This is a genomic window from Thiomicrorhabdus sp., from assembly GCF_041583835.1.
GTDB lineage: Bacteria > Pseudomonadota > Gammaproteobacteria > Thiomicrospirales > Thiomicrospiraceae > Thiomicrorhabdus.
In genome coordinates, this window is the sequence record NZ_JBFHFC010000024.1 from 18132 (window position 1) to 40196 (window position 22065).

The window sequence follows — 22065 nt, forward strand, 5'->3', positions numbered from 1 at the left end:
TCTTGTGTACAAAATAAAAAAGCCCGCCTAAGCGGGCTAGATACTATAAGTAAACCCGGACTTTAACGCAATCGCACCGAAGCGCTGTTACTGTAGGCGGAGACTTCACCGCCACGATAAGCCTGAACCTGATAATAATAGGTTCCCGGAGCACTCAAGGTATCCGTGAACCCGGTACTGCCAACCCCTACCGTATCGATTCGCTGATACAGTATCTTATTTCGATCTTTTAGGCCGCGCTCAATATAAAAACCGTCTTCGCTGTCGCTGTTGTCCGTCCAGCTCAACGTCACCTGATTACCATTCAGACTTGCAGACAAATTGCTCGGAGCCGTCAAAGCACCCGGCACTGGAGGCGGTTGGGTAGAAGTCGTTTCCACCTTCACCAGGATCGTTTCCGAGTAAGCCTGCTTCGCTGAATTATAGGCATAAACCCGATATTGATAAGTTCCCACCGGAACGCCCGTATCGACAAATGCCACTGCATCCTGCCCCAAAGTGGCAATCGCTTCAAAACTGTATTTACCACGAATTTTAACGGCCCGTTCCACCACATAACCGGTTTCATTATCGGCATTATCCAGCCACGTCAAGGTCACATCGGCCCCATCGACCACAGCAGCCAAACTGCTGGGCGCAATCAATAGAGACGGATCGTTGACACTGATTGCAACCGAATCCGTAGCCTGCGCCCCACCGTTATCGGTCACCGTCAACACGGCATCGAAGTTTCCGCCGGATTGATAGGTGTGCTGTACATTCTGACCGCTTGCCTGGGTTCCGTCGCCGAAATTCCAATCGTAACCGACAATGCTGCCGTCCGTATCATAGGAACCGGACGCATCGAAACTGACCGCCAACGGCACGTCACCCGAAACCGGGGTCGCCGTTATTTGAGCGATTGGAAGCTCATTGACCACATCGATCACAGTGGAAGCCGTTGCCGTACGTCCGCCGTCATCGGTCACCGTCAATACCACAGTGAACTGCCCGCTTTGGGTGTATTCATGACTAATCTGAACGCCGACACCCTGGCTTCCATCACCAAAATCCCACTGATAGCTTACAATCGTGCCGTCCGAATCATAGGAACCGACCGCATCGAATTGAACCGTCAACGGTAGTGAGCCCGTTGCGGTAGAGGTGCTGAAATTGGCGACCGGTGCCAAATTATGACTCAGGCTCAAGGCGTAATTCACCGCCGCCTGCGCATTGACCAGCCCATGCCCATACAATAACGGATCGCCTAAATCCGTCGCCGTAGAGAACAGTCCGGCTTCGATTTCATCCGCCGTAATCGCAGGATTAGCCGCTATCATCAGTGCAGCCACCCCGGCTACAGCCGGGGATGAAAAAGAGGTTCCGCTGTAATAGATATAACCGTTGTCTTTATAGGTGGTACGCAAACTCACCCCCGGCGCGACCACATCGACAAAATCGCCATAATTGGAAAAACCGGCTTTGACATTATTCTGATCGGTTGCGCCCACTGCCACAAAAGAGGTGTAGTCCGGGAAACTGCTTTCCAAAGCACCGTCGTTACCTGCTGCCATGAACAACAGGCCGTTGCGGTTCCGCAAATACTGGGCCGCATCATCGATGGTGGCATACTGGATACCGCCATAACTTAAATTGACCACTCTGGCTCCATGATCCGCCGACCAGCGAATACATTCGGCCATAGTGGAAACATAAGCGGAACTGAGACCGTCGTTGATATTGATTCTGACCGGCATGACAGACACATGCCAGTTAACCCCGGTCACTCCAATACTGTTATTACCAACCGCTCCCAGAGTCCCGGCCGTGCCGCTACCATGACCAAACAAATCCTCCACATTGGTCGAACCGTCCTGGGCGTTATAACTCGGCAAAATCAAATTGGCCGCCAGATCTTCATGATCGGTATCCACCCCCGTATCACATACCGCAACCTTAACGGCCGCGTCACCTACGGTTTGCTCCCAAGCTTGAGGAGTATTCAATGCTCCGTGTTGCCATTGCAACTCAAATTGCGGATCGTTCGGCGTCAATGTCAAAGGCACTTCATAATCCGGCTCCGCAAACTTCACCGCACCGGTGGACTGAATCAATTTGGCGATCGCCTTCTCGCGCCCGACCGAATCGAAGTGGGCGATATGCAGATTCAGATTTTCAAGCACCCGCTCCTTCAGCAATCCCTGACTCTTCAACAGCGCATTCAATCCGCGCAATTCGGATGGAGCGGCGTCGGCTTTCGGTTTATACAAAACCGTACCCGGACGAATTTCGTCCGCCGTCGCCAATGACGAACCGAACACACCGATTAAGATGATAGATAAAATGATTGATTTGATATGAATTGACATGAGCACGCTCTCCTCAGAACACAACGACCAATTATGATTGGAAAATTCACCGCACCAATCTCTTATATTTTTAATGGTCTTTTATAAGCGTAACGCCAAGTGCATTCAAAAACAAGCAAACCAACATACTATCCACTTGATTATAAAAGAATTTGTTCAAAGACCGAATAACCATACTTTTATTTATAACCTTTCAAAAACAACAAACCCGCTATAAAGCGGGCCTGAAATACAAATACACCGAAAACAAAAAAGCCCGCAAATGCGGGCTTTCAGATATAAGCAAAGTGTGCCTATTTTCGATTCGGGCGGTACAAATTTCAGATGAGGACGAGGCGGATTTGAAACCAATGCGCAATGGACTAGTAGTCCATGAGCATTGGAAGTTCAAATCCAACGAAGTACTCGCTGAAATTTGAACGTCCCGGACGAAAATTACATCATTCCGCCCATACCTCCCATGCCACTCATGTCTCCACCGGCACCTGCATCTTTCGCAGGTAGATCCGCAATTGCAGCACCGGTCGTGATGACAAGACCCGCAACAGAAGCCGCGTTTTGCAATGCAGAACGAGTTACTTTAGCAGGGTCGATGATTCCCGCTTCCAACATATCGGTATACTCTTCCTGTGCCGCGTCAAAACCGAAGTTACCTTCGCCTTCGATGACCTTGTTCACAACAACAGAACCTTCCAAGCCGCAGTTTTCAACGATCTGGCGCATTGGCTCTTCCATTGCACGTAGTGCGATTTCGATACCAACCTGCTGGTCGTGGTTATCACCTTCAACTTGAACTTTAGACTTAGCGCGAACCAAAGCAACACCACCACCGGCAACGATACCTTCTTGAACGGCTGCACGAGTTGCGTGCAATGCATCGTCAACACGGTCTTTCTTCTCTTTCATTTCCATTTCGGTCGCAGCACCCAACTTAAGTACGGCAACACCACCGGCAAGCTTAGCCAAACGCTCCTGAAGTTTTTCTTTATCGTATTCAGAAGTCGTGGTTTCAAGTTGAGCACGGATTTGTGCACAACGACCAGTGATATCATCCTTAGAACCGGCACCGTCAATCAACTTGGTGCTGTCTTTTCCGACAACTGCAGACTTGGTTTCACCCAACATATCCAAAGTAACGGTTTCAAGGCTTAAGCCTACTTCTTCAGAGATAACCGTACCACCGGTTAGAACCGCCATATCCTGCAACATCGCTTTACGACGCTCACCGAAACCAGGTGCCTTAACCGCAGCAACCTTAACGATTCCGCGCATGTTGTTGATAACCAAAGTCGCCAAAGCTTCACCTTCAACATCTTCTGCGATGATGAATAAAGGACGACCTGTTTTTGAAACCGCTTCTAGGGTCGGTAGCAAATCACGGATGTTAGAGATTTTCTTGTCATACAACAAAACGAAAGGCTGGTCTAATTCAGCTACCATTTTGTCTTGGTTTGTTACGAAGTAAGGAGATAGGTATCCGCGATCGAATTCCATACCTTCAACAACCACCAATTCGTCTTCTAAAGAAGAACCTTCTTCAACGGTGATAACACCTTCTTTACCTACTTTTTCCATCGCATCGGCAATCATCTTACCAACCGCTGAATCGGAGTTTGCAGAGATCGTACCGACCTGTGCAATTGCAGCAGAAGTTTCACATGGCTGAGCCATCGCTTTGAGCTCTTCAACAACGGCTTCAACCGCTTTGTGGATACCGCGGTTAAGATCCATTGGGTTCATACCCGCTGCAACCGACTTCATCCCTTCGCGAACGATTGCTTGAGCAAGAACGGTCGCAGTCGTAGTACCGTCACCGGCTACGTCGTTAGTTTGCGAAGAAACTTCTTTAACCATCTGCGCACCCATGTTCATGAACTTGTCTTCAAGTTCGATTTCACGGGCAACGGAAACACCATCCTTAGTCACAGTCGGAGCACCGAATGATTTTTCCAAAACAACGTTACGACCTTTTGGCCCAAGAGTAACTTTTACCGCGTTCGCAAGGATGTTAATCCCTTCAACCATTTTTTCGCGGGCATCAATACCGAATTTGACTTCTTTTGCCATTTTTATTCCTTTTTAATTCTGTTTATTACTGTCTTCAATAAATACCGAAAATCCGTCCGATTCACTTCATCGGAACAGACGCATTAATCAATGATTGCAATGATATCGTCTTCGCGCATGACAATTAGGGTCTCACCCTTGTCATCTTTGACTTCCTGACCGGAATATTGACCGAACAATACCTTGTCGCCAACTTTAACAGTCATCGGAACCACAGCACCAGAATCAGAAGCCTTACCTGGACCTACTGCAACCACTTCACCCTTGTTTTGCTTTTCTTGGGCTGAACCTGGTAGCAAAATCCCACCTGCAGACTCTTGCTGCTCTTCTACTCGACGAATCACAACGCGATCATGTAATGGCTTAATGTTCATTGATTTCTCCTGAAAGTTTAAAAATATCAAAAAGTACAAATTCATTTGCCGATACGCTTTTCTTTCCACTGCGATACCCGGCAATTTTTTTAAAAAATTAGCACTCTCTCGTTTAGAGTGCTAACAATTGTAGCTAACTAATGTTTGGTGTCAACTTATATAAGGACTTTAAATACAAATTCAAGTACCTAGTGATTTTTTGTCCCCCTTCTACTTTGTAACTGAACAGGCTGAAGAAGATGACACTTTCATGAGCCCCTTCCAATGCACCAAACACATACTTATGATCACATAATCTTTTTTAATAACAATAAGTTGTAAACATTTAGTCAGCTTTTTTCAATACTTTTGTAACTCAAATGCAACATTAAAAATGCCTTATATGAAATGTTAGTTTTTAACACTGCAACACAAGATTCACAGTACGGCATTGGAGTCGATTGACGGCTTTCAATATGTATTTTTAAATTTTCTTAGGAGTTTGACATGAAGAAACTATTGTCTGTGATCGCTTTATCAGCGAGCATGACCACAACCGCGTTTGCTTCAACTATTGAAGGTACTGGCGCATCATTCCCATATCCGGTTTATAAAGCCTGGATCTCAAGTTACTACAACGCCACCGGCAACAAAATTAACTACTCACCGACAGGTTCCGGAACCGGCATTAAAGAAATTTCCGCTCGCCACGTCGACTTTGGCGGTAGCGACAAACCACTAAAACCGTCCGAGCTGAAAAAAGCGGGGCTAGACATGTTTCCAACGGTCGTTGGAGCCATCACTTTCTCTTACAACCTACCCGGTGTCGATAACCTGAAGCTATCTGAAAAATCAATTTCAGGTATCGTGCTGGGTGACATTAAGTACTGGGATGATGCGTCGTTAAAAGCAGACAATCCAAGTGCAAATTTACCGCACGAGAAAATCCTTTTCGTTCACCGCTCCGACAAGTCCGGTACAACATTCAACTTCACTTATTACTTGTCGAAAATGAACAAGACATGGAATGAAAAATTCGGGGCTAAAAAAGCCGTTAACTGGCCGATGGAAAACCATATCGCCGGCAAAGGTAACTTCGGTGTTGCGACTGCCATCGAAACCAACAAGTTCTCTATAGGTTATGTCGATTATGCCGATGCCAAGAAAAACGGGCTAAAAATGGCTAGCGTTCAAGGTCATGGCGGCAAATATTTCGATCCGACCCCAGCTAACTTTGTCAGTGCGGCAGGTCATGCCGACTTGGATCCAAAGAAAGATTTTTACTCAATCATCGCTTATCCAGACAATGCATACCCGATGGTTGCAGCAACTTTCATCCTACTGCCTGAGGGTTCAAAAATGAACAAGCAAACTGCTGAGTTCTTTGATTACGCATACAAAAATGGTGATAAAGCCGCATCTGACCTAGGTTACGTGCCGCTTCCTTCAAGCGTAAAAGACAAAATCCGCGCTTATTGGACTGCTAAAGGCATCCTATAAATAAGGATTATCGCCCGGCATCTATTAGAAATTAGATGCCGGGTTTAAAACTCTTATAAAAGACAGACGATTACTTTTTTATAAGCGTTTTGATCTAAAGGCTTTTTCATAACAACAAATAAGTATTCTAACAATGGAAAAAATTTTTACGAGGCTATCCCAAATCAGTGCCAGTCTGGTTTTTCTCGTTCTTATCGGCACAATGGTAACCCTCTATATTGCAGCGAAACCGGCTATTGAAGAGTTCGGCACCTATTTCATGATCGATTCTCGATGGGCTGTAGACGTTCCGGTTGAATCCACAACAAATCCAACCTCTACTGAACAAAACGTGACTCCCGATTCGGCGGCGTCAACAGCCTCGGAAGAAGACATGGAGCTGGACAATGGCATTAATGTCGGTGACGAAGATATCAACATCGGCGATGAAGACATTAATGTCGGAGGTGAGGATGCCGTCAATATGGGGGAAGACGAGGACATCGCGGCCACCAAGGAAGTTTACGGCGGCGCTATAGCGATCGTGGGCACCGTGTTCTCGACCATTATCGCCCTACTGTTCGCCATACCTCTGGCGATGGGAATCGCAGTATTTCTATCGGAAATTGCCGGTCCTGCAGTAGCCAAACCGGTTGGCATTGCCATTGAATTACTTGCTGCGATTCCAAGCATCATTTACGGCATGTGGGGGCTTTTTTACTTTGGACCTTTTATCGCTTCACTGCTCGGCGGACATTCCGTTTCTTTGCTGATTGCCGGTCTGGTTCTGGGCGTGATGATCATCCCATTCATGGCGGCTTTAAGCCGTGACGCCATCAACACCACGCCTGACGTATTAAAAGAAGCGGCCTACGCGGTTGGCGCGACCAAGTTTGAAGTGATTAAAGACATCATCTTCCCTTACGCCAAAGCCGGAATCATCGGCTCTATTATCATCTCACTGGGTAGAGCCTTAGGTGAAACCATGGCGGTGGCTTTTGTGATTGGCGGCGTCTTTGCCTATGCCGGCTCGATCACAGACCCAACCAATTCGATCCCTGTCGTACTGGCCAACAATTTCTCTGAATCCAGCGGCACGAGTTTATCCGCGCTGTTCTATTTATCGCTCATTCTGTTTGCTGTCAGCTTCATCATCATCTTCACCGCAAAACATTACTTCTTAAGAAGGGAGAAAATCTAATGCGCCTTCTTATCAATAAAATCGTTCTGGGTTTATGTTCGCTAGCGGCACTGGTCGGCTTGGTTTTTCTCGGTTGGATTTTAACTACATTGATCATTAAAGGTACCGAAGCGCTGTCGCCATATATCTTTACGAACGACCTGATCAACAACGGGATACGCAACCTGCTGGTCGGCCAATTCATGCTTGCCGGAATCGCCACCGTTTTTGGCATACCGATCGGTATTATGGCGGGAATTTATTTGCAAGAATATGGCAACGGCACCAAATACGCCGAGTTCATCAGAGACCTTTCCGACGTCATGATTTCAGCGCCATCGATTGTAATCGGTACGTTTGTATACGCCATTATTGTCATTCCGACCGGGCATACCTCGGGCTGGGCTGGTGTCTTCGCCCTGTTTATCATGATGCTGCCGATTGTGGTGCGCGCTACCGACGATATGTTGAGTTTGGTTCCTACCGAATTACGCGAAGCCGGTATTGCGATCGGCGCGCCTAAATATCATGTCATCACCCATATCATTTTACGCGCAGCCAAAGTCGGCATCGTCACCGGCTTGATTCTGGCATTCGCTCGCGTGGTAGGCGAGACCGCCCCACTGCTCTACACCAGCGGCTCAAGCGTTTACTGGTCGCACGACTTGAGCGAGACCTTCCCGTCTATCACTGTGTCCATCTACAATCTGGCCACCATGCCGGACGAAAAGATGGTGCAACTGGCTTGGGCCGCCGCGCTGGTATTGACCTTTGCAGTGCTACTACTGAACCTGCTAGGCCGCTTCGTCATTCGTGAAAAACATCATTAAACAGATAGGTACTCAACGTGAAAGACTTTAACAACATTATGGAAATTCAGGATTTCAGCTTCACATATCCGAAATCCCAAAATCCAGCTTTAAGAAACGTCACCCTACCTATCCGGGAAAATCACATCACAGCGTTGATCGGCCCGAGCGGCTGTGGTAAATCTACTCTGTTACGATCGATGAACCGCATCCACGACATCTATAAAGGTTGCCGGTATCAAGGGCAGATCAAACTCAAAGCGGAGGACGGCACCGCATCCGACATACTGGATATCCAAAAAGAGAACGATTTCATCAAGCTGCGTCAAAAGGTCGGGATGATTTTTCAAAAACCCACGCCATTTCCAATGAGCATCTATGAAAATATCGCTTATGGTTTGAGAATTTCCGGCATTAAAAGCCGGTATGACATCGAAGAGATTGTCGAAAGCTCGCTTCGCGAAGCCGCACTTTGGGATGAAGTCAAAGACCGGCTTCATCAAGATGCACGCAGACTTTCGGGTGGCCAGCAACAACGCCTGTGCATTGCCAGGGTCGTTGCTCTCAAGCCTGAACTGATGCTTCTGGATGAACCCACCTCGGCACTTGACCCGATTTCGACAGGCGCGATTGAAGAGATGATTCTACAACTCAAAGAGCACTACAGCATTGCTATCGTCACACATAACATGCTACAGGCATCCCGAATTTCGGATTACACCGGGTTCATGTATCTAGGTGATTTAGTCGAATTCAATGACACAGACACGATTTTCCTTAGTCCGGAAAAAGAACAGACCGATCGTTATATCACCGGAAAATTTGGTTAAAGTGCAGCTGACTAAGAGAAAGGAAAAGTGAGAAAAGAAAGGTAGATGCATACGACCAATCTCGACCACGGATGTGGCGAGATTGGCGGAACGACTAATTTATTTTGTCAGCACCAGATTATCTCGATGGATAATCGATTCATCCGCGATAAATCCTAGAATCGATTCAATTTGCTGGCTCGGCTTGCCGATAATCTTCTGACTTTCCACCGCCGAATAGTTGGCCAGGCCTCGGGCGACTTCCATACCGCGCTCATCGACACAAACCACCATCTCTCCACGCTGGAAAGCACCTTCCACGGCCTTGACGCCGATCGGCAACAGACTCTTACCGGAATTTTTTAAAACCTGGACGGCACCGTCATCCAGAACAACCTTACCTTTTGCCTGCAAATGCCCTGCCAACCATTGCTGACGAGCAGTCAAAGGCTCCAGATCCGGAATCAACAGGGTTCCCAGATCTTCGCCGGACAACAGACGCGGCAACACATCCGGCTCTCTTCCGGACGCAATCAACGTCGCCGTACCGGAACGAGCCGCACGCTTGGCGGCCATAACCTTGGTATACATACCGCCTTTACCAAGCGCACCGCCGGTCGGACTGGCCATCGCCTCGATATCCTTACGGCTCACCTGAGCCTGGCTGATCAATTTGGCGTTCGGGTTTTCACGCGGATTGTCATCATAGAGTCCTTGCTGGTCCGTCATAATTACCAATACGTCGGCACCAATCAGGTTAGCTGTCAGCGCCGCCAAGGTATCGTTATCCCCAAAACAGATCTCATCGGTCACAACCGTATCGTTTTCGTTAATGACCGGAATCACGCCGTAGGAAAGCAACGTCTGAATGGTACTTTTAATATTCAAATAGCGCTTACGGCTGGAAAGATCGTCGTGTGTCATCAAAATCTGCGCGGTATGGATGTCGTACTTAGCGAACTCGGATTCATAGGCCTGCACCAAGCCCATCTGACCGACGGCGGCGGCGGCTTGCAACTCGTGCAACTCCGAAGGTCGGCTCTGCCAACCTAAACGCTGCATCCCTTCCGCAACCGAACCCGAAGAAACGATCACCACCTCAATACCCTGATCGCGCAAAGCGACCATCTGCTTCACCCACTTCTGCAACGCGGGCAAGTTCAACCCCTGGCCATCATTGGTCAACAAGGCACTACCGATTTTAATGACCCAACGTTTACTTTGACTTAATTTAGAACGTTCCATTCACTTCAACTCTAAACAGACCTGTTAAAACTCAAAATCTTCATCAACGACGGTCGTACGTAACGGCGCCTCTTCTTCCTGATCCGCCAAACGATTTTGCTCCAACTTGTATGCAATCTCGTTCACCAGTTCCGTCGTCCCTTGACGCTGAACAGCGGAAATCAAATAAACCGGTCCTTCCCATTGCGTTTCGGCAACGATACGATCGCGCAACTCTTCCACTTCTTCTTCCAGCAACAAGTCGGTCTTATTCAAAACCAACCAACGCTCTTTACCGGCCAATTCGTCGCTGTATTTCTCAAGCTCCTGCTGAATTACTTTGATATTTTCCACCGGATCGGATTCGTCCATCGGAGCGATGTCCACCACATGCAACAACAGTCCGGTACGAGACAAGTGTTTCAGGAACTGAATCCCCAAACCCGCACCTTCCGCAGCGCCTTCAATCAAGCCCGGAATGTCCGCAATAACGAAACTGGATTCTGGCGAAACACGCACCACACCCAAGTTTGGATATAGAGTCGTGAACGGATAATTAGCCACTTTCGGACGCGCTGCTGAAACCGCAGAAATCAAACTGGACTTACCGGCGTTAGGCATACCCAACAATCCGACATCCGCCAATACTTTCAGCTCCAACATTAAATTACGCTCTTCGCCATCCTCACCCGGCGTACATTGACGCGGCGTTCGATTGCGGCTGCTCTTGAAGTGAATATTACCCAATCCGTGTCGCCCGCCCTGAGCCACCAGCAACTTCTGTCCGTGCTCGGTCAAATCGCCGATCACTTCCCGGGTATCCACATCCGTAACCGTCGTTCCGACCGGAACCGGAATCACCAAATCTTCGCCCGCGGCACCGGTCTTTTGCTGACCCATTCCGCCTTGGCCGTTCTGGGCACGGTAATCTTTGGTATAGCGAAAGTCGACCAGGGTATTCAGGTTGCGGTCGGCGACAAGGTACACACTGCCGCCGTCCCCGCCGTCGCCGCCGTTAGGACCACCAAACGGAATGTATTTTTCGCGACGAAAACTCACGACACCGTTACCGCCTCTCCCTGCTTCAACGCGAATAGGAGCTTCATCTACAAACTGCATGGGTCATCCTTCTATCTTCAATACGGCACTAAATTAATGGCAATTTTATCACCAGCCAAAAATAATCCGTAATTAATTCAAACAAACAAAAACGCCCCGACAATGCGGGGCGTTTTTAGAATCAATTATGCGAAAAGTATTTAAACTTATTCAGCCACAATTGTTACATAGGTACGTACTGGCTTACCTTTAGAAACAAAAGCAACTTGACCGTCCGCTTTTGCAAATAAAGTATCATCCTTACCGCGACCAACATTCACACCTGCGTGGAATTTAGTTCCGCGCTGACGAACAATGATGCTACCCGCTGAAACCACTTCACCACCGAAACGCTTAACACCTAAGCGTTTAGCATTGGAGTCGCGACCGTTTTTAGTACTACCTGCAGCCTTCTTATGAGCCATGGTATTATCCCTCTGTTAACAGTGTTACCCCCTACTCAGAAGTAACCCCTGTTTTAGATTCACATTATTAAGCTGAAATCTTACCGATTTTAACTTCAGTATAGTTTTGACGGTGGCCTTGCTTCGTTTTAGATCGGTTCTTACGACGGCGGAACTTGATGATGGTAACTTTTTTACCACGACCGTTTGATTCAACAGTCGCTGTAACTTTAGCACCTTCAACAACAGGCGTACCAATTTTGATATCTGCGCCTTCACCAACCATCAATACTTCGTCAAACTCAACCGCATCGCCCGCTTCTGCATTTAAAGACTCAATGCGTAGCACTTGACCTTCACGAACTCGATATTGCTTACCACCGGTTTTAATTACCGCGTACATGGAACTTCTCCCGGATTCAAAAATTCTTTTAATAGCCGTCAACTTCGGCAAAGGCGGGATTATATAGCTTTTTAAAACCCAGGTCAAAGTTATTTATCAAAATATTCAATAAAAATAACTCGATCTACCAGATTGAGCTAATCACCCCCCGATACAACCTTTTACAACAAGCATTCAGTCTGCTTAAGCGTATAAGTATACATCCTGAATTCTGCGGAGTGAAACATCCGTAAAACACTGGCGCCGACCATTAAATCATACTAGAATATCGGCTTTCTATTCATTGGCATAGCCCAACGTAGTGGCCGACTCAATATGACATTATCAGACATCCAAAAATTAATTCAAGACGATATTCAGGCAACGAACGCGCTCATCTTGGAACGCCTCGCTTCCGACGTCGTCTTAATTAACCAGATTGGACACTACATCATCAACAGCGGCGGCAAGCGTCTACGCCCCCTACTGGTACTGCTAAGCGCACAGGCTTGCGGTTACCAGGGCACGAATCACCGTCTGATGGCGGCCGTCATTGAATTCATCCATACCTCGACACTGTTACATGACGATGTGGTGGATGAATCCGACACCCGTCGCGGCAATAAAACAGCCAATGAAGTCTGGGGCAATGCGGCCAGCGTACTGGTCGGCGACTTCCTGTATTCACGCTCTTTCGAAATGATGGTCGAACCGGGCATTATGAAAATCATGGAAGTGATGTCGGAAGCCACCAATGTCATTGCCGCCGGTGAAGTCTTGCAGCTATTAAACTGCCACGATGCCGATACCACTCAAGAACGTTACCTTGAAGTCATCCACCGCAAAACCGCCAAGTTATTTGAAGCCGCCACTCAAATGGGACCTATCCTAGCCAATAAACCCGAACTTGAAGACGCGTTTGTACTCTACGGCCGACACATCGGTGCCGCTTTCCAGCTAGTTGACGATGCTTTGGATTACATGGCGGATGAAGCGGAACTAGGCAAAAATATCGGTGACGACCTGGCCGAAGGTAAGCCGACTCTGCCGTTGATTTATGTTCTGGAAAACGGAAGCGACGCCGAAAAAGAGATTATCCGCCGCGCGATAGAATCCGAAGGGATCGCCCTACTCAAAGAAGTCACGGAAATCATCCAAAACTCGGGCGCAATCGATTATACGAAACAACTCGCAACCCAAGAGGCTGAAAAAGCCAAACAAGCGTTAAACGTTCTAGATGAAAGCCCGATTAAAGAAGCATTACTGTCTTTGGCCGATTTAGCGGTTAACCGTAACCACTAAAACATCGACCCAAAACCGTCGGAATTACAGCTTAACTTTATTTCCCTTGAGTTTTTTCATGGCAATGGCCATCTGCTCTTCCAACTGAGCGGCTTCCTGCTCGGCTTTTTTAGCTTCAAGCTCTTGTCGCTCAACTTCCAGATAAGACTTGTACAAATCCAAATTCCTCAAATGAGTCTTATTCCAATCCACACGACGAATCAACCAGCGAATCATAAAACGAATCACGTGGCATTCATCATAAGACTGATACAGAACTTCAGGCTTGGCATGGTAGCCATGAACACGCTCGACGACAATCATCTGAGTATCTCGATGAGGCAGAATTCGGATAAAACCGCTATCGCGCTCATCAAAACTGGTGCTGTAATAAATTCGCACCACTTTATTCATGCTGAATATCGCTTTTGACAAAATCGTCGATTCAGGACGACCGCTTAAACCGACCGTATGAATAAAAATATTCTGGGTCATAATGCGCCTAAAGAAACTTTCCAACTCTTCAAACGGCACTTCTTTATTGGCAAGCTGCTTTTGCTCCTGCTCTTCCTTAAGCTCGTTCGAACGTCTTTCCAGTTGCTTAAAAAAATACTGAATCGCCGGAGTGACCGACTTTTTTTCCTTCATAGCGAATACCTCTAATCAGGATATCGGCCAGCAAGTCGATTCTTAAAGAGCAGATTGGAAAAATTTTAAATTTTCGTGTTTAACGTCGCTGCGCGAATCAACCTTATAATCGACTCTACAGTCTTTACCCGCTATAACGATCAGTCCACTTTCTGGAAGTGCGCTTCACCCTTTTCACACAGATTTACCAATTGTTCAAACTCGCCCAATTTAACGGGGCGCGACAACCAATAACCTTGAACAAAATCACACTGATAAGATCTAAGCAACTCATATTGTTCCTGCGTTTCGACCCCTTCGGCGACCACATCGATATTCAAAGCTCGACCCATCTGAACAATCGAATTCACCAGCTTCGCATCATGCTCATCCACCAAAATATCACGCACAAAGCTACGGTCGATCTTGATTTCGCTCACAGGCAACCTATGCAAAAAACTCAATGACGAATAGCCGGTACCGAAATCATCCAAACTCACCGTCAGCCCCAAGCTACGCAAACCTTGAATCACTTCCAATGCCCGCTCTAAGTTTTGCAGCAGCGCCGTTTCGGTAATCTCTAACACCACACGCTTGGGATCATAATCGTATTTCGTCAAAAGCCGTTCAACCTTAGAGATGATATCCCTTTCCAAAAGTTCCACCGAAGAGATATTCACCGCCACCGTTAACTTTCGCCCGATACGTCCGCCCAACGCGCGTAAATCCCTAAATGAACGATCCAGAACAAAATCGTCGATTTGGCAAATCAAACCGATGTCTTCGGCAATCGGAATAAATTCATCGGGAGCAACCACACCCAAGTCGGAACTCGTCCAACGGACAAGCGCCTCCGCACCGATTACGGACTTACTTTCGCTTAACACTTGTGCCTGATAAAACACTTCTAATTCTTCATTTTCTACGGCCTTACTTAAGGCCGATTCAATGGCCAAACGGCGCTTTAATTTCCGGTTGAGATCTTCCGAATAATAAGCAAAAGTCGAACGGCCTTGATCCTTAGCCATATAAAGCGCATAGTCCGCCCGACGCATCATATCGTCTGCAGTATCCCCTGCTTCCGGACCCACGGCTATCCCAATTGAAACCTTCGTCTTCAATGTGATACCGCGCACCTCAAACGGCGAATCAAACGTGTGGATAACCTGTTCGGCAAAACGGGTGATCTGTTCCTTCTCTTTGATCGTCCGCAACAGCACAATAAACTCGTCGCCCCCCTGGCGCCCCACCATATTCTCGATACCCACCACATCCTGCAACCTTTTAGACACGGCCATCAGTAACGCATCGCCTACATCGTGGCCGTAACTGTCATTGATATTCTTAAAGAAATCCAAATCCAAATAAAAAACGGCGTTGTTACAGTGATGGACTTGGTTATAGAGAATCGATTTTTCCGTCTCTTCGGAAATCACACGCCGATTAGGCAGGTCCGTCAACTCATCATGCGTAGCGAAGTGGATCAACCTGCTGGCATAACTGATCTGCTCGTGTCTAAAGTGACGATAAAGCAACAACAACAAGCCGCTTAGCAATACATACAAGGTGACTAAAACCCAATATCTGGATGCAAAATCTTGCCAAACCACACCGATTGGAACGTAGACCCGTACAATCTCCCTGTAGCTTACATCTTTATCCTCAACACCAATAACCTGCACACCTTCCCGCTCTCCAAATGCCCTAAAGCTGGAAAAGCCGTGATTAACCCCTTCGCTCTTTCTCTGACTCAAACTCTTATCCGGCAAGCCCAAGACTTTCCCATAATCTGTTTTTTCCAACGGATAAAATAGCTGTGTCGTACCTTGCTCCATGTGGATAACCTGAACCTGATAACGGGAATCAAATCCTAAATTCGACAAATTACGCTGCATCGCTTCGATACGGACTCCCGCCGTCATAACGGCAAAAACGTCTCCCCTGACATCTCGAATGGGAAAACGTACAGGAAGCACCCAGTCCTTAAGAGCATCAAAATAATAGGTTTCGCCGACTTCGGCATTTTGACTAAGAAGCGCCCTTTGAAACGTAGCCGCACTTTTGGGGTTACTAAGCACGTTCGGTAGAGGCTCACCGGCGGGCACACCTGATAAAATCTTCAATTGCCCGTTGGTATCGGATAGCCCCAAGCCGACAAATTCCGGCGTCTTCTTCACAATTCCATCCACAAAAGTGTGCCCCACTAAAGGATTATGCAACACCCCCATGTCCAGCAAACGCTCTCCGGAGGTTTCCAAAACCAACTGTCGCTGTCGTACGGAAAAAATATATAAATGTTTGATTACGCCAAGTGTATACGCCAAATCCTGATATCGATCTTTCATTGTGCTCTGCCACAACCATGCGGTTGCACCAGAAAAGACCAGAGTGAAAAGCAACAATACCAAAACAAAAATCGATTTTAATGAATTTCGGCGTTCAATCATAAGTAACCTTAAAGGCAAAAAGTGGGACTATCGACGTTTCAAAACGCTTAAAAACCATGCCGCAATCCCGCAGCAAGCGCCGTTATTACAAAGCATATAAAACTCGCTAAGCATAACTGATTCATATTCTAAAAATATCAACACAAAACCTGCTCAACCAATACTTCGAACAACACTGTGTTTAATTGATAAAACTCGTCAAAAATTGATATAAGCAAAAAAGATGACAACCACTAACCCTTCGCAACAAAAAGGGCGTAAAACGCCCATTATATGAATCAAAAACTTATGGTCTGATTACCAAAACGTCCGAAATAGATATTAATCCACCCTCAACTTCATACGACAACCACCATTTCCGACAAGTCATAACGCACCTTTTTCAAATAGGCGTTTTCATCTTCAGGATGTCGCATACCGAGAGAACACACCACCGAAGTGGAAAGCCCCTTATCCGACAGTCCAAGCACGGCATCGTAGCCGTCCGCTTCGATTCCTCCCATCGGGCAGGTATCAATTTCCATTGTCGATGCCACGGTCAGCATGGTTCCCAACGCAATATAAGCCTGCTGATGCGCCCACTCGCGTCTCTGTTCCAAAGTCATGCCGGAAAAGACCGATTTCATATGTTCGGCCAATCCTTTCAGTTCATCGACCGGAATCCCTCTCGTTTTGGCGACCGAACGGACATAGCGATCAACCATTTCGTCCCCAATACGTGTCTGAACCGCAAACACGATCAAATGCGAACAATCGGCCACCTTCTCCTGTCCATAGGAGTATTCGATCAGGGATCTGCGGACATTCATATCGTCCACCCGTATCATCCGATAAGGTTGCAAACCGTAAGACGTCGCACTCAACCGCGTCGCACTTAGCAACTCCCCAACCTTGCATTCATCAAGACGTTCGGGCGAAAACTGTCTGACCGCGTAACGCCAATTCAAAGCTTCCATTACATTCATTTTCATTTCCTCTTAAAAATTTATTCAATCCGATTCATTCAACTTTTCCCGGTTAGAAGTCGTCACTTTTTGATACCAAGCACCTTGTGTCAAAGTCGTGAGCAAGACGCCTGACAAAATCAATCCAATACTCATTAAGTCACGCTGGTTGTAACTTTCATCCCACAATGCTATTCCGGCCAGTATTGTCACAGCCGTAATCACATACCCCATTTGACTCAAGTAGACAGGCCCGCCCACTTTCAGCAGATTGAACGAACTGAGATACGACGCCCCCGCCATCAAACCCAACCCGAACAACAGCATGCCGACATCCATACCCATGGTTACGACACCTTGGAAGTTGCCCATTGCAAGATTGACGAAAAACAGCCAGACACTCTGAACCGTCAACATCCCGATCACCAACGGCAAGGCTTCGCTACCGGACGGCCAGTAACGGCTCCGATAGATATTGCTTGCGGCAAGAGTGACGGGAATACCAAGCGCCAATAGCATGAAGAAACCATTGCCTGAAAAAGACATCGATTCTCCATTCATAACCAACATCGCCACGCCCCCGAAACCAATCACCAGGCCCAAAAGACGCAACGGATGATTCCTCTCCAACCCCAAAGTACGCGCCATGGCATACGTCACCACCGGCGACAAAGCCGTAAGCAATCCCACCATACCGACCTGCAATTCCTGCAAGGCGGTAAAAGCCAATACATAAGGAAGGCTCACCCCAAGCAACCCACCGATCAGGTAATAACGGACATAGGCCGCATTCCAAACCGGAAAGCGTCGCGACGGCCACGAAACCAGCCATACCACCATTGCACCGCCGGCCATCTGCCAGAACAGAATCAACCAAGCTGAAACCTGCGCGCCACCGGCCTGTTTACCGGCGATAAAAACGCCCCCCGCGAGAATTCCCGAAACAATAAGCAAGAACAACGCTTTCATTACACACTCCTTTTGCATCCGGCAAAGAACTCTGCCAATCAATGCAATTCCATAGGCTGCGACAGTTCGATCACATTGAGATCCGGATCACGAAAAAAGATCGCGACGCTGCCGTCTCCAAACGTGACCGGACCTTCCGTGATTTCAATGCCCATCGAACGCGTCGCCGCCTCCGCTTGATGGATATCTTCAACTTGCAGAGCCATATGTGTGAACCCCGCATAACGCAATATTTCATCCATCAAGACATTGCGTCCGAAATTATCGAAACTGACCGAATCCAGAAGATTGATTTCAACCCCGCTTGGATGTTTGAGCACCACAACACGCTCTTCCTGATCATCACGTATCATCTTGAAACCGAGTTGAAGGTAAAACTCAATCGAGTTTTCAAAGTCGGACACCCTGACACCGATGTGCGCCAAACCAGAAACTCTGATCATAATTCGCCTCCTTCCAGTGGTTTTAACGGAATGGCGATCGGGCGCAGCGGTGCCGCATCAGATCCACGAAGCTTCAAAGAGCCTCCGAAGAAAGCGAACTCATAGACCTTGTCGCGGGATAGCTCTTCAAGGTAGGCCAGTTCTATGATCGGAGTGCCATGCTGTGCCAACAAATAACTGTGGAGAGGCACATAATTGTTTTCGACCTGGGAAGGAAAGGCTTCAAAACTGAGGTTATCCGCCCCCACAATCATGGCGCCACTTTCTTCCACCAGAAAACGCGCGGCCGATAGCCCCATGCCCGGCGGGTTTTCCATATAGACCGACGCATTTTTATAGGATTTCATGCGGCCGGTTCGGATGAGTACGATGTCGCCTTTCTGAATCTCCACCCTCTGTTTTTGAAGCGCTTCCATCAGATCGTTACGGGTAACGCGATAGCCACTAGGCAACATATCCACACCTTTTGCAGCCGCCACATCAACCAAAACACCCCGTGCAATCAAAGGCGGAATCTTTTCGGCACCGGCCACGCTCCAGCCTCGGTCTCCGAGATGGTCTTTAGCCTTGAAGCCGTTCCATATCTGCCCGTTCAGACCAAAGTGGTTGAGTGCATCGATATGAGTTCCCATGTGGGTATAGAGAGAAATGGCCGCCCCGGTATAACTGACGTGTTCGTTCATCGTCTTACCCAGCCCCATCGGGTCATCGATCACGGTGCCGTGAGGAGTATGCGTCATCCAGATACGGTAATGCGGATCCCCGGCAGCCTGCCAACTCGGCATACCGATGAAATACTCCACCGAAAGGTCGTAAACCCGACTTCCGGCAATTCTAGACATCACAGATTGCTGAGATTCGGGAGTCATTAAATTCAAGCGGCCGATTTCATCTTTCGGCCCCCAAGGGCTTTTGCCAACCTGTTCGTCTGCCGCCATCGGTGACGATTGATACATAAACGCGGCGAGAACAAGAGTCAAGCGGCCCATTCTATGTACGAATGAAGTCTTCATGATTCAATTCCTGTTTCTTGATTGAGAAAAAATTCACCTACATCCGACAACCCTCGGAAGCGGTGAAAAATATATTAATAAATAACAAGGAATTGATAATCGGTGCTTTTTGAACAATACTGTTCACAAATATTGCATAATCAGGCTAGAAAAATGGACAATCTTTCGGATATCGCAGTTTTCGTCAAAGTCGTCGATTGCGGCAGTTTCACATCCGCAGCGGAACAACTGGAGCTTTCAAAATCCGTTGTCAGTAAATACGTTACCCGGCTGGAAGAACAATTAGGCGTACGATTGCTGCATCGCACCACCCGTAAACTTAGCTTGACCGAGGCAGGACGGATTCTGTATCAAAGAAGCCAACGGGGCCTGGAAGAGATCGAAGCGGCGGAAATCGAAGTGTCCCGGTTACAGAGAACCCCCAGTGGCCGTTTACGATTCAACACTCCCATGTCGTTCGGCATCCTGCATATCGCCCCCGTACTCAACGAATTTCAGACCGAATATCCGGACATCAACATCGATATGGTTCTGGAAGACCGTCAGGTCGATCTAGTTGAGGAAGGATTCGATTTAGCCATACGAATTGCAGAATTGCCCGACTCCAACTTGATCGCGCGCCGTCTCGGCCCCTGCAAACATGTACTTTGTGCTTCACCGGCTTATCTCGAAGCGCACGGAACGCCGCAGACACCGGACGATTTACATCAACACCGAACCTTGACCTATGGGTACCACGATTCCCCGAGGGAATGGCGTCTACTCTCCCCTGAAGGACGCTATGTTTCCATTCCAGTGAATAGTGCAATCAACATGAACAACAGCCTGGCTTTGCGGGAAGCCGTACTTCAGGACGCCGGAATCGTGCTCATCCCTACCTTCATCGTCGGACCGGATATCCAGACAGGGCGATTAACCCCAATACTTTCCAATTACCGCATGCAGGAACTGTCGATCTACGCCATCTACCCCGAACGCAAACACCTATCACCCAAAGTACGGGCGTTCATCGATTTCATGTCTAAAAAGATCGGGGAAAAACCGGACTGGGAAGTCTAATACGATAAAAACAAAAAGGCCTGTAAAAACAGGCCTTTTGAAAGTTCAAACGTATGATGTATGGAGATTACATTCATATCGAATATTTGACATGCATATTTATCTTAAATATCATTCAGGTCTCAATTTTTAACGCTAACAGGAGGTATTCAAATGTCATATGCAAAAAATACGCATCACCTTCCGATTAGCGGCTTGTCTAAACATTAAAATCCAAGCAGTCGCTAATCCCGAATTTATTTTTTTTAAAACAGGATTACGACAACTATGTTCAACGAACTTTGTAAAATAAACAGCAAACCGGCTGTTTGGTCTGTTTATACGGCAGAAAAACTATGGAACGATGAATACACATCGAGCCAAATGCTCCAATATCACATCAACCCAGATGTAGACATCTCATCAAGGAAAATCAATTTCATTGAAAAATCGGTTGACTGGATCAAAGATCAATTCAGTCTCTCTGAAAGCTCAACTATTTGTGACTTTGGGTGCGGGCCTGGGCTCTATACATCACGTTTTGCCCAATTAGGGGCCAAGATAACCGGGATAGATTTTTCCGAGAATTCCATTCGATATGCGATGGAAGAAGCTAAAAATTTAGGTCTATCCATCGATTACATAAATGGAAATTACCTGGATGTCGAGCTTGATCAAAAATTCGATTTAATCACTTTGATCATGTGCGATTTCTGTGCCTTGAATCCGTCTCAAAGGCTAAGCCTTCTTAGAAAATTCAAAGCGATTTTGAACGAAGGCGGAAGCATCTTATTTGACGTATACACTCTCCATGCATTTGATAAGCGGCAAGAGGTATCGGAATACAGTCTCAACCAGCTGAATCATTTCTGGTCACCCAATGATTATTATGGATTCTTAAACACTTTCAAATATGAAAAAGAGAAAGTCGTTTTAGACAAATATAGTATTTATGAGAAAGATCGTGACTGGACTGTCTACAATTGGTTACAGTATTTTGATTACGACATGAATCGCCACTAAAATCCTAGAGACTTTTTAGCCTCATTTCGTACCGCTTCTCGTACTCAACTGGTGAAAGTTGGTTGTTCGAAGAATGACGTCGTTTGGGATTGTAAAACATTTCGATGTAATCAAAAATGTCTTGGCG

Annotated in this window: 21 protein-coding genes; 7 read left to right on the top strand and 14 right to left on the bottom strand. The window is 47.2% G+C overall.

Features of this window, described 5'->3' with window-relative positions:
• Positions 1 to 62: 62 nt before the first annotated feature.
• The 3 genes from ABY044_RS10440 to ABY044_RS10450 form a co-directional block, all read right to left on the bottom strand.
• A complete protein-coding gene (locus ABY044_RS10440; RefSeq protein ID WP_373020495.1) occupies positions 63 to 2348 on the bottom strand; it encodes a S8 family serine peptidase in 2286 nt (761 codons plus the stop codon).
• 435 nt (positions 2349 to 2783) lie between these two features.
• Positions 2784 to 4415, bottom strand: coding sequence for a chaperonin GroEL (groL, locus tag ABY044_RS10445; protein WP_373020497.1), 1632 nt, complete (start codon positions 4413 to 4415; stop codon positions 2784 to 2786).
• Positions 4416 to 4498: 83 nt separating this feature from the next.
• Positions 4499 to 4789: a co-chaperone GroES gene (locus tag ABY044_RS10450; protein ID WP_373020498.1), complete on the bottom strand. Its 291-nt coding sequence runs from the start codon at positions 4787 to 4789 to the stop codon at positions 4499 to 4501.
• Positions 4790 to 5275: 486 nt separating this feature from the next.
• Here ABY044_RS10450 and pstS point away from each other — a divergent pair, with 486 nt between their 5' ends.
• The 4 genes from pstS to pstB all read left to right on the top strand — a co-directional run bounded on the left by pstS (position 5276) and on the right by pstB (position 9066).
• Positions 5276 to 6268: a phosphate ABC transporter substrate-binding protein PstS gene (pstS, locus tag ABY044_RS10455; protein ID WP_373020499.1), complete on the top strand. Its 993-nt coding sequence runs from the start codon at positions 5276 to 5278 to the stop codon at positions 6266 to 6268.
• Between the two features lie 202 nt (positions 6269 to 6470).
• On the top strand, positions 6471 to 7448 hold the full coding sequence (pstC, locus tag ABY044_RS10460; RefSeq protein WP_373020500.1) for a phosphate ABC transporter permease subunit PstC: 978 nt from the start codon (positions 6471 to 6473) through the stop codon (positions 7446 to 7448).
• A complete protein-coding gene (pstA, locus tag ABY044_RS10465; protein WP_373020501.1) occupies positions 7448 to 8257 on the top strand; it encodes a phosphate ABC transporter permease PstA in 810 nt (269 codons plus the stop codon). Before pstC ends, pstA begins: the two co-directional genes overlap by 1 nt.
• Positions 8258 to 8274: 17 nt before the next feature.
• Positions 8275 to 9066, top strand: coding sequence for a phosphate ABC transporter ATP-binding protein PstB (gene pstB / locus ABY044_RS10470; protein WP_373020502.1), 792 nt, complete (start codon positions 8275 to 8277; stop codon positions 9064 to 9066).
• Between the two features lie 99 nt (positions 9067 to 9165).
• Here pstB and proB read toward each other — a convergent pair whose 3' ends face one another.
• The 4 genes from proB to rplU all read right to left on the bottom strand — a co-directional run bounded on the left by proB (position 9166) and on the right by rplU (position 12174).
• Entirely contained in the window at positions 9166 to 10290 is a 1125-nt protein-coding gene (proB, locus tag ABY044_RS10475; RefSeq protein WP_373020504.1) for a glutamate 5-kinase, read from the bottom strand.
• 24 nt (positions 10291 to 10314) lie between these two features.
• A complete protein-coding gene (gene cgtA / locus ABY044_RS10480) occupies positions 10315 to 11388 on the bottom strand; it encodes an Obg family GTPase CgtA (RefSeq protein ID WP_373020505.1) in 1074 nt (357 codons plus the stop codon).
• 146 nt (positions 11389 to 11534) lie between these two features.
• Complete coding sequence (gene rpmA / locus ABY044_RS10485; RefSeq protein ID WP_279421023.1) at positions 11535 to 11792, bottom strand: 50S ribosomal protein L27; 258 nt, start codon at positions 11790 to 11792, stop codon at positions 11535 to 11537.
• A 67-nt stretch (positions 11793 to 11859) separates the two neighbouring features.
• Positions 11860 to 12174, bottom strand: coding sequence for a 50S ribosomal protein L21 (rplU, locus tag ABY044_RS10490; RefSeq protein WP_373020507.1), 315 nt, complete (start codon positions 12172 to 12174; stop codon positions 11860 to 11862).
• A gap of 315 nt (positions 12175 to 12489) precedes the next feature.
• Here rplU and ispB point away from each other — a divergent pair, with 315 nt between their 5' ends.
• Complete coding sequence (gene ispB, locus ABY044_RS10495) at positions 12490 to 13455, top strand: octaprenyl diphosphate synthase (protein ID WP_373020509.1); 966 nt, start codon at positions 12490 to 12492, stop codon at positions 13453 to 13455.
• Between the two features lie 24 nt (positions 13456 to 13479).
• Here the strand turns inward: ispB and ABY044_RS10500 are convergent, their stop codons facing one another.
• From ABY044_RS10500 to ABY044_RS10525, 6 genes are all read right to left on the bottom strand, one after another.
• Positions 13480 to 14082: a hypothetical protein gene (locus ABY044_RS10500; protein WP_373020511.1), complete on the bottom strand. Its 603-nt coding sequence runs from the start codon at positions 14080 to 14082 to the stop codon at positions 13480 to 13482.
• A gap of 140 nt (positions 14083 to 14222) precedes the next feature.
• On the bottom strand, positions 14223 to 16508 hold the full coding sequence (locus ABY044_RS10505) for an EAL domain-containing protein (RefSeq protein ID WP_373020513.1): 2286 nt from the start codon (positions 16506 to 16508) through the stop codon (positions 14223 to 14225).
• Between the two features lie 338 nt (positions 16509 to 16846).
• Positions 16847 to 17473, bottom strand: a complete 627-nt coding sequence (locus tag ABY044_RS10510; RefSeq protein ID WP_373020515.1) for a nitroreductase family protein — start codon at positions 17471 to 17473, stop codon at positions 16847 to 16849.
• Positions 17474 to 17497: 24 nt separating this feature from the next.
• On the bottom strand, positions 17498 to 18421 hold the full coding sequence (locus ABY044_RS10515) for a DMT family transporter (RefSeq protein ID WP_373020517.1): 924 nt from the start codon (positions 18419 to 18421) through the stop codon (positions 17498 to 17500).
• A 38-nt stretch (positions 18422 to 18459) separates the two neighbouring features.
• Complete coding sequence (locus ABY044_RS10520) at positions 18460 to 18864, bottom strand: VOC family protein (protein WP_373020519.1); 405 nt, start codon at positions 18862 to 18864, stop codon at positions 18460 to 18462.
• Positions 18861 to 19877, bottom strand: a complete 1017-nt coding sequence (locus ABY044_RS10525) for a cyclase family protein (RefSeq protein ID WP_373020521.1) — start codon at positions 19875 to 19877, stop codon at positions 18861 to 18863. The genes ABY044_RS10520 and ABY044_RS10525 overlap by 4 nt, the downstream gene beginning before the upstream one ends.
• A 153-nt stretch (positions 19878 to 20030) precedes the next feature.
• Here ABY044_RS10525 and ABY044_RS10530 point away from each other — a divergent pair, with 153 nt between their 5' ends.
• Together ABY044_RS10530 and ABY044_RS10535 are read left to right on the top strand one after the other, a co-directional pair.
• The gene (locus ABY044_RS10530; protein WP_373020523.1) at positions 20031 to 20936 is read left to right on the top strand and encodes a LysR family transcriptional regulator; all 906 of its coding nucleotides are present in this window, start codon (positions 20031 to 20033) and stop codon (positions 20934 to 20936) included.
• 267 nt (positions 20937 to 21203) lie between these two features.
• Positions 21204 to 21938 (top strand): class I SAM-dependent methyltransferase, encoded by a 735-nt coding sequence (locus ABY044_RS10535; protein WP_373020525.1) that lies wholly within the window; start codon positions 21204 to 21206, stop codon positions 21936 to 21938.
• A gap of 4 nt (positions 21939 to 21942) precedes the next feature.
• On the opposite strand, the gene ABY044_RS10540 is transcribed toward ABY044_RS10535, so the two are convergent.
• Positions 21943 to 22065: IS3 family transposase (locus ABY044_RS10540; RefSeq protein ID WP_373017291.1), on the bottom strand; the 123-nt coding region annotated here is incomplete at its 5' end.

Coding starts and splice junctions, on each gene's coding strand:
- ABY044_RS10440 (WP_373020495.1), bottom strand. CDS start 2,348: ATGTCAATTCATATCAAATCAATCATTTTATCTATCATCTTAATCGGT.
- groL (WP_373020497.1), bottom strand. CDS start 4,415: ATGGCAAAAGAAGTCAAATTCGGTATTGATGCCCGCGAAAAAATGGTT.
- ABY044_RS10450 (WP_373020498.1), bottom strand. CDS start 4,789: ATGAACATTAAGCCATTACATGATCGCGTTGTGATTCGTCGAGTAGAA.
- pstS (WP_373020499.1), top strand. CDS start 5,276: ATGAAGAAACTATTGTCTGTGATCGCTTTATCAGCGAGCATGACCACA.
- pstC (WP_373020500.1), top strand. CDS start 6,471: ATGGTAACCCTCTATATTGCAGCGAAACCGGCTATTGAAGAGTTCGGC.
- pstA (WP_373020501.1), top strand. CDS start 7,448: ATGCGCCTTCTTATCAATAAAATCGTTCTGGGTTTATGTTCGCTAGCG.
- proB (WP_373020504.1), bottom strand. CDS start 10,290: ATGGAACGTTCTAAATTAAGTCAAAGTAAACGTTGGGTCATTAAAATC.
- cgtA (WP_373020505.1), bottom strand. CDS start 11,388: ATGCAGTTTGTAGATGAAGCTCCTATTCGCGTTGAAGCAGGGAGAGGC.
- rpmA (WP_279421023.1), bottom strand. CDS start 11,792: ATGGCTCATAAGAAGGCTGCAGGTAGTACTAAAAACGGTCGCGACTCC.
- rplU (WP_373020507.1), bottom strand. CDS start 12,174: ATGTACGCGGTAATTAAAACCGGTGGTAAGCAATATCGAGTTCGTGAA.
- ispB (WP_373020509.1), top strand. CDS start 12,490: ATGACATTATCAGACATCCAAAAATTAATTCAAGACGATATTCAGGCA.
- ABY044_RS10500 (WP_373020511.1), bottom strand. CDS start 14,082: ATGAAGGAAAAAAAGTCGGTCACTCCGGCGATTCAGTATTTTTTTAAG.
- ABY044_RS10505 (WP_373020513.1), bottom strand. CDS start 16,508: ATGATTGAACGCCGAAATTCATTAAAATCGATTTTTGTTTTGGTATTG.
- ABY044_RS10510 (WP_373020515.1), bottom strand. CDS start 17,473: ATGAATGTAATGGAAGCTTTGAATTGGCGTTACGCGGTCAGACAGTTT.
- ABY044_RS10515 (WP_373020517.1), bottom strand. CDS start 18,421: ATGAAAGCGTTGTTCTTGCTTATTGTTTCGGGAATTCTCGCGGGGGGC.
- ABY044_RS10520 (WP_373020519.1), bottom strand. CDS start 18,864: ATGATCAGAGTTTCTGGTTTGGCGCACATCGGTGTCAGGGTGTCCGAC.
- ABY044_RS10525 (WP_373020521.1), bottom strand. CDS start 19,877: ATGAAGACTTCATTCGTACATAGAATGGGCCGCTTGACTCTTGTTCTC.
- ABY044_RS10530 (WP_373020523.1), top strand. CDS start 20,031: ATGGACAATCTTTCGGATATCGCAGTTTTCGTCAAAGTCGTCGATTGC.
- ABY044_RS10535 (WP_373020525.1), top strand. CDS start 21,204: ATGTTCAACGAACTTTGTAAAATAAACAGCAAACCGGCTGTTTGGTCT.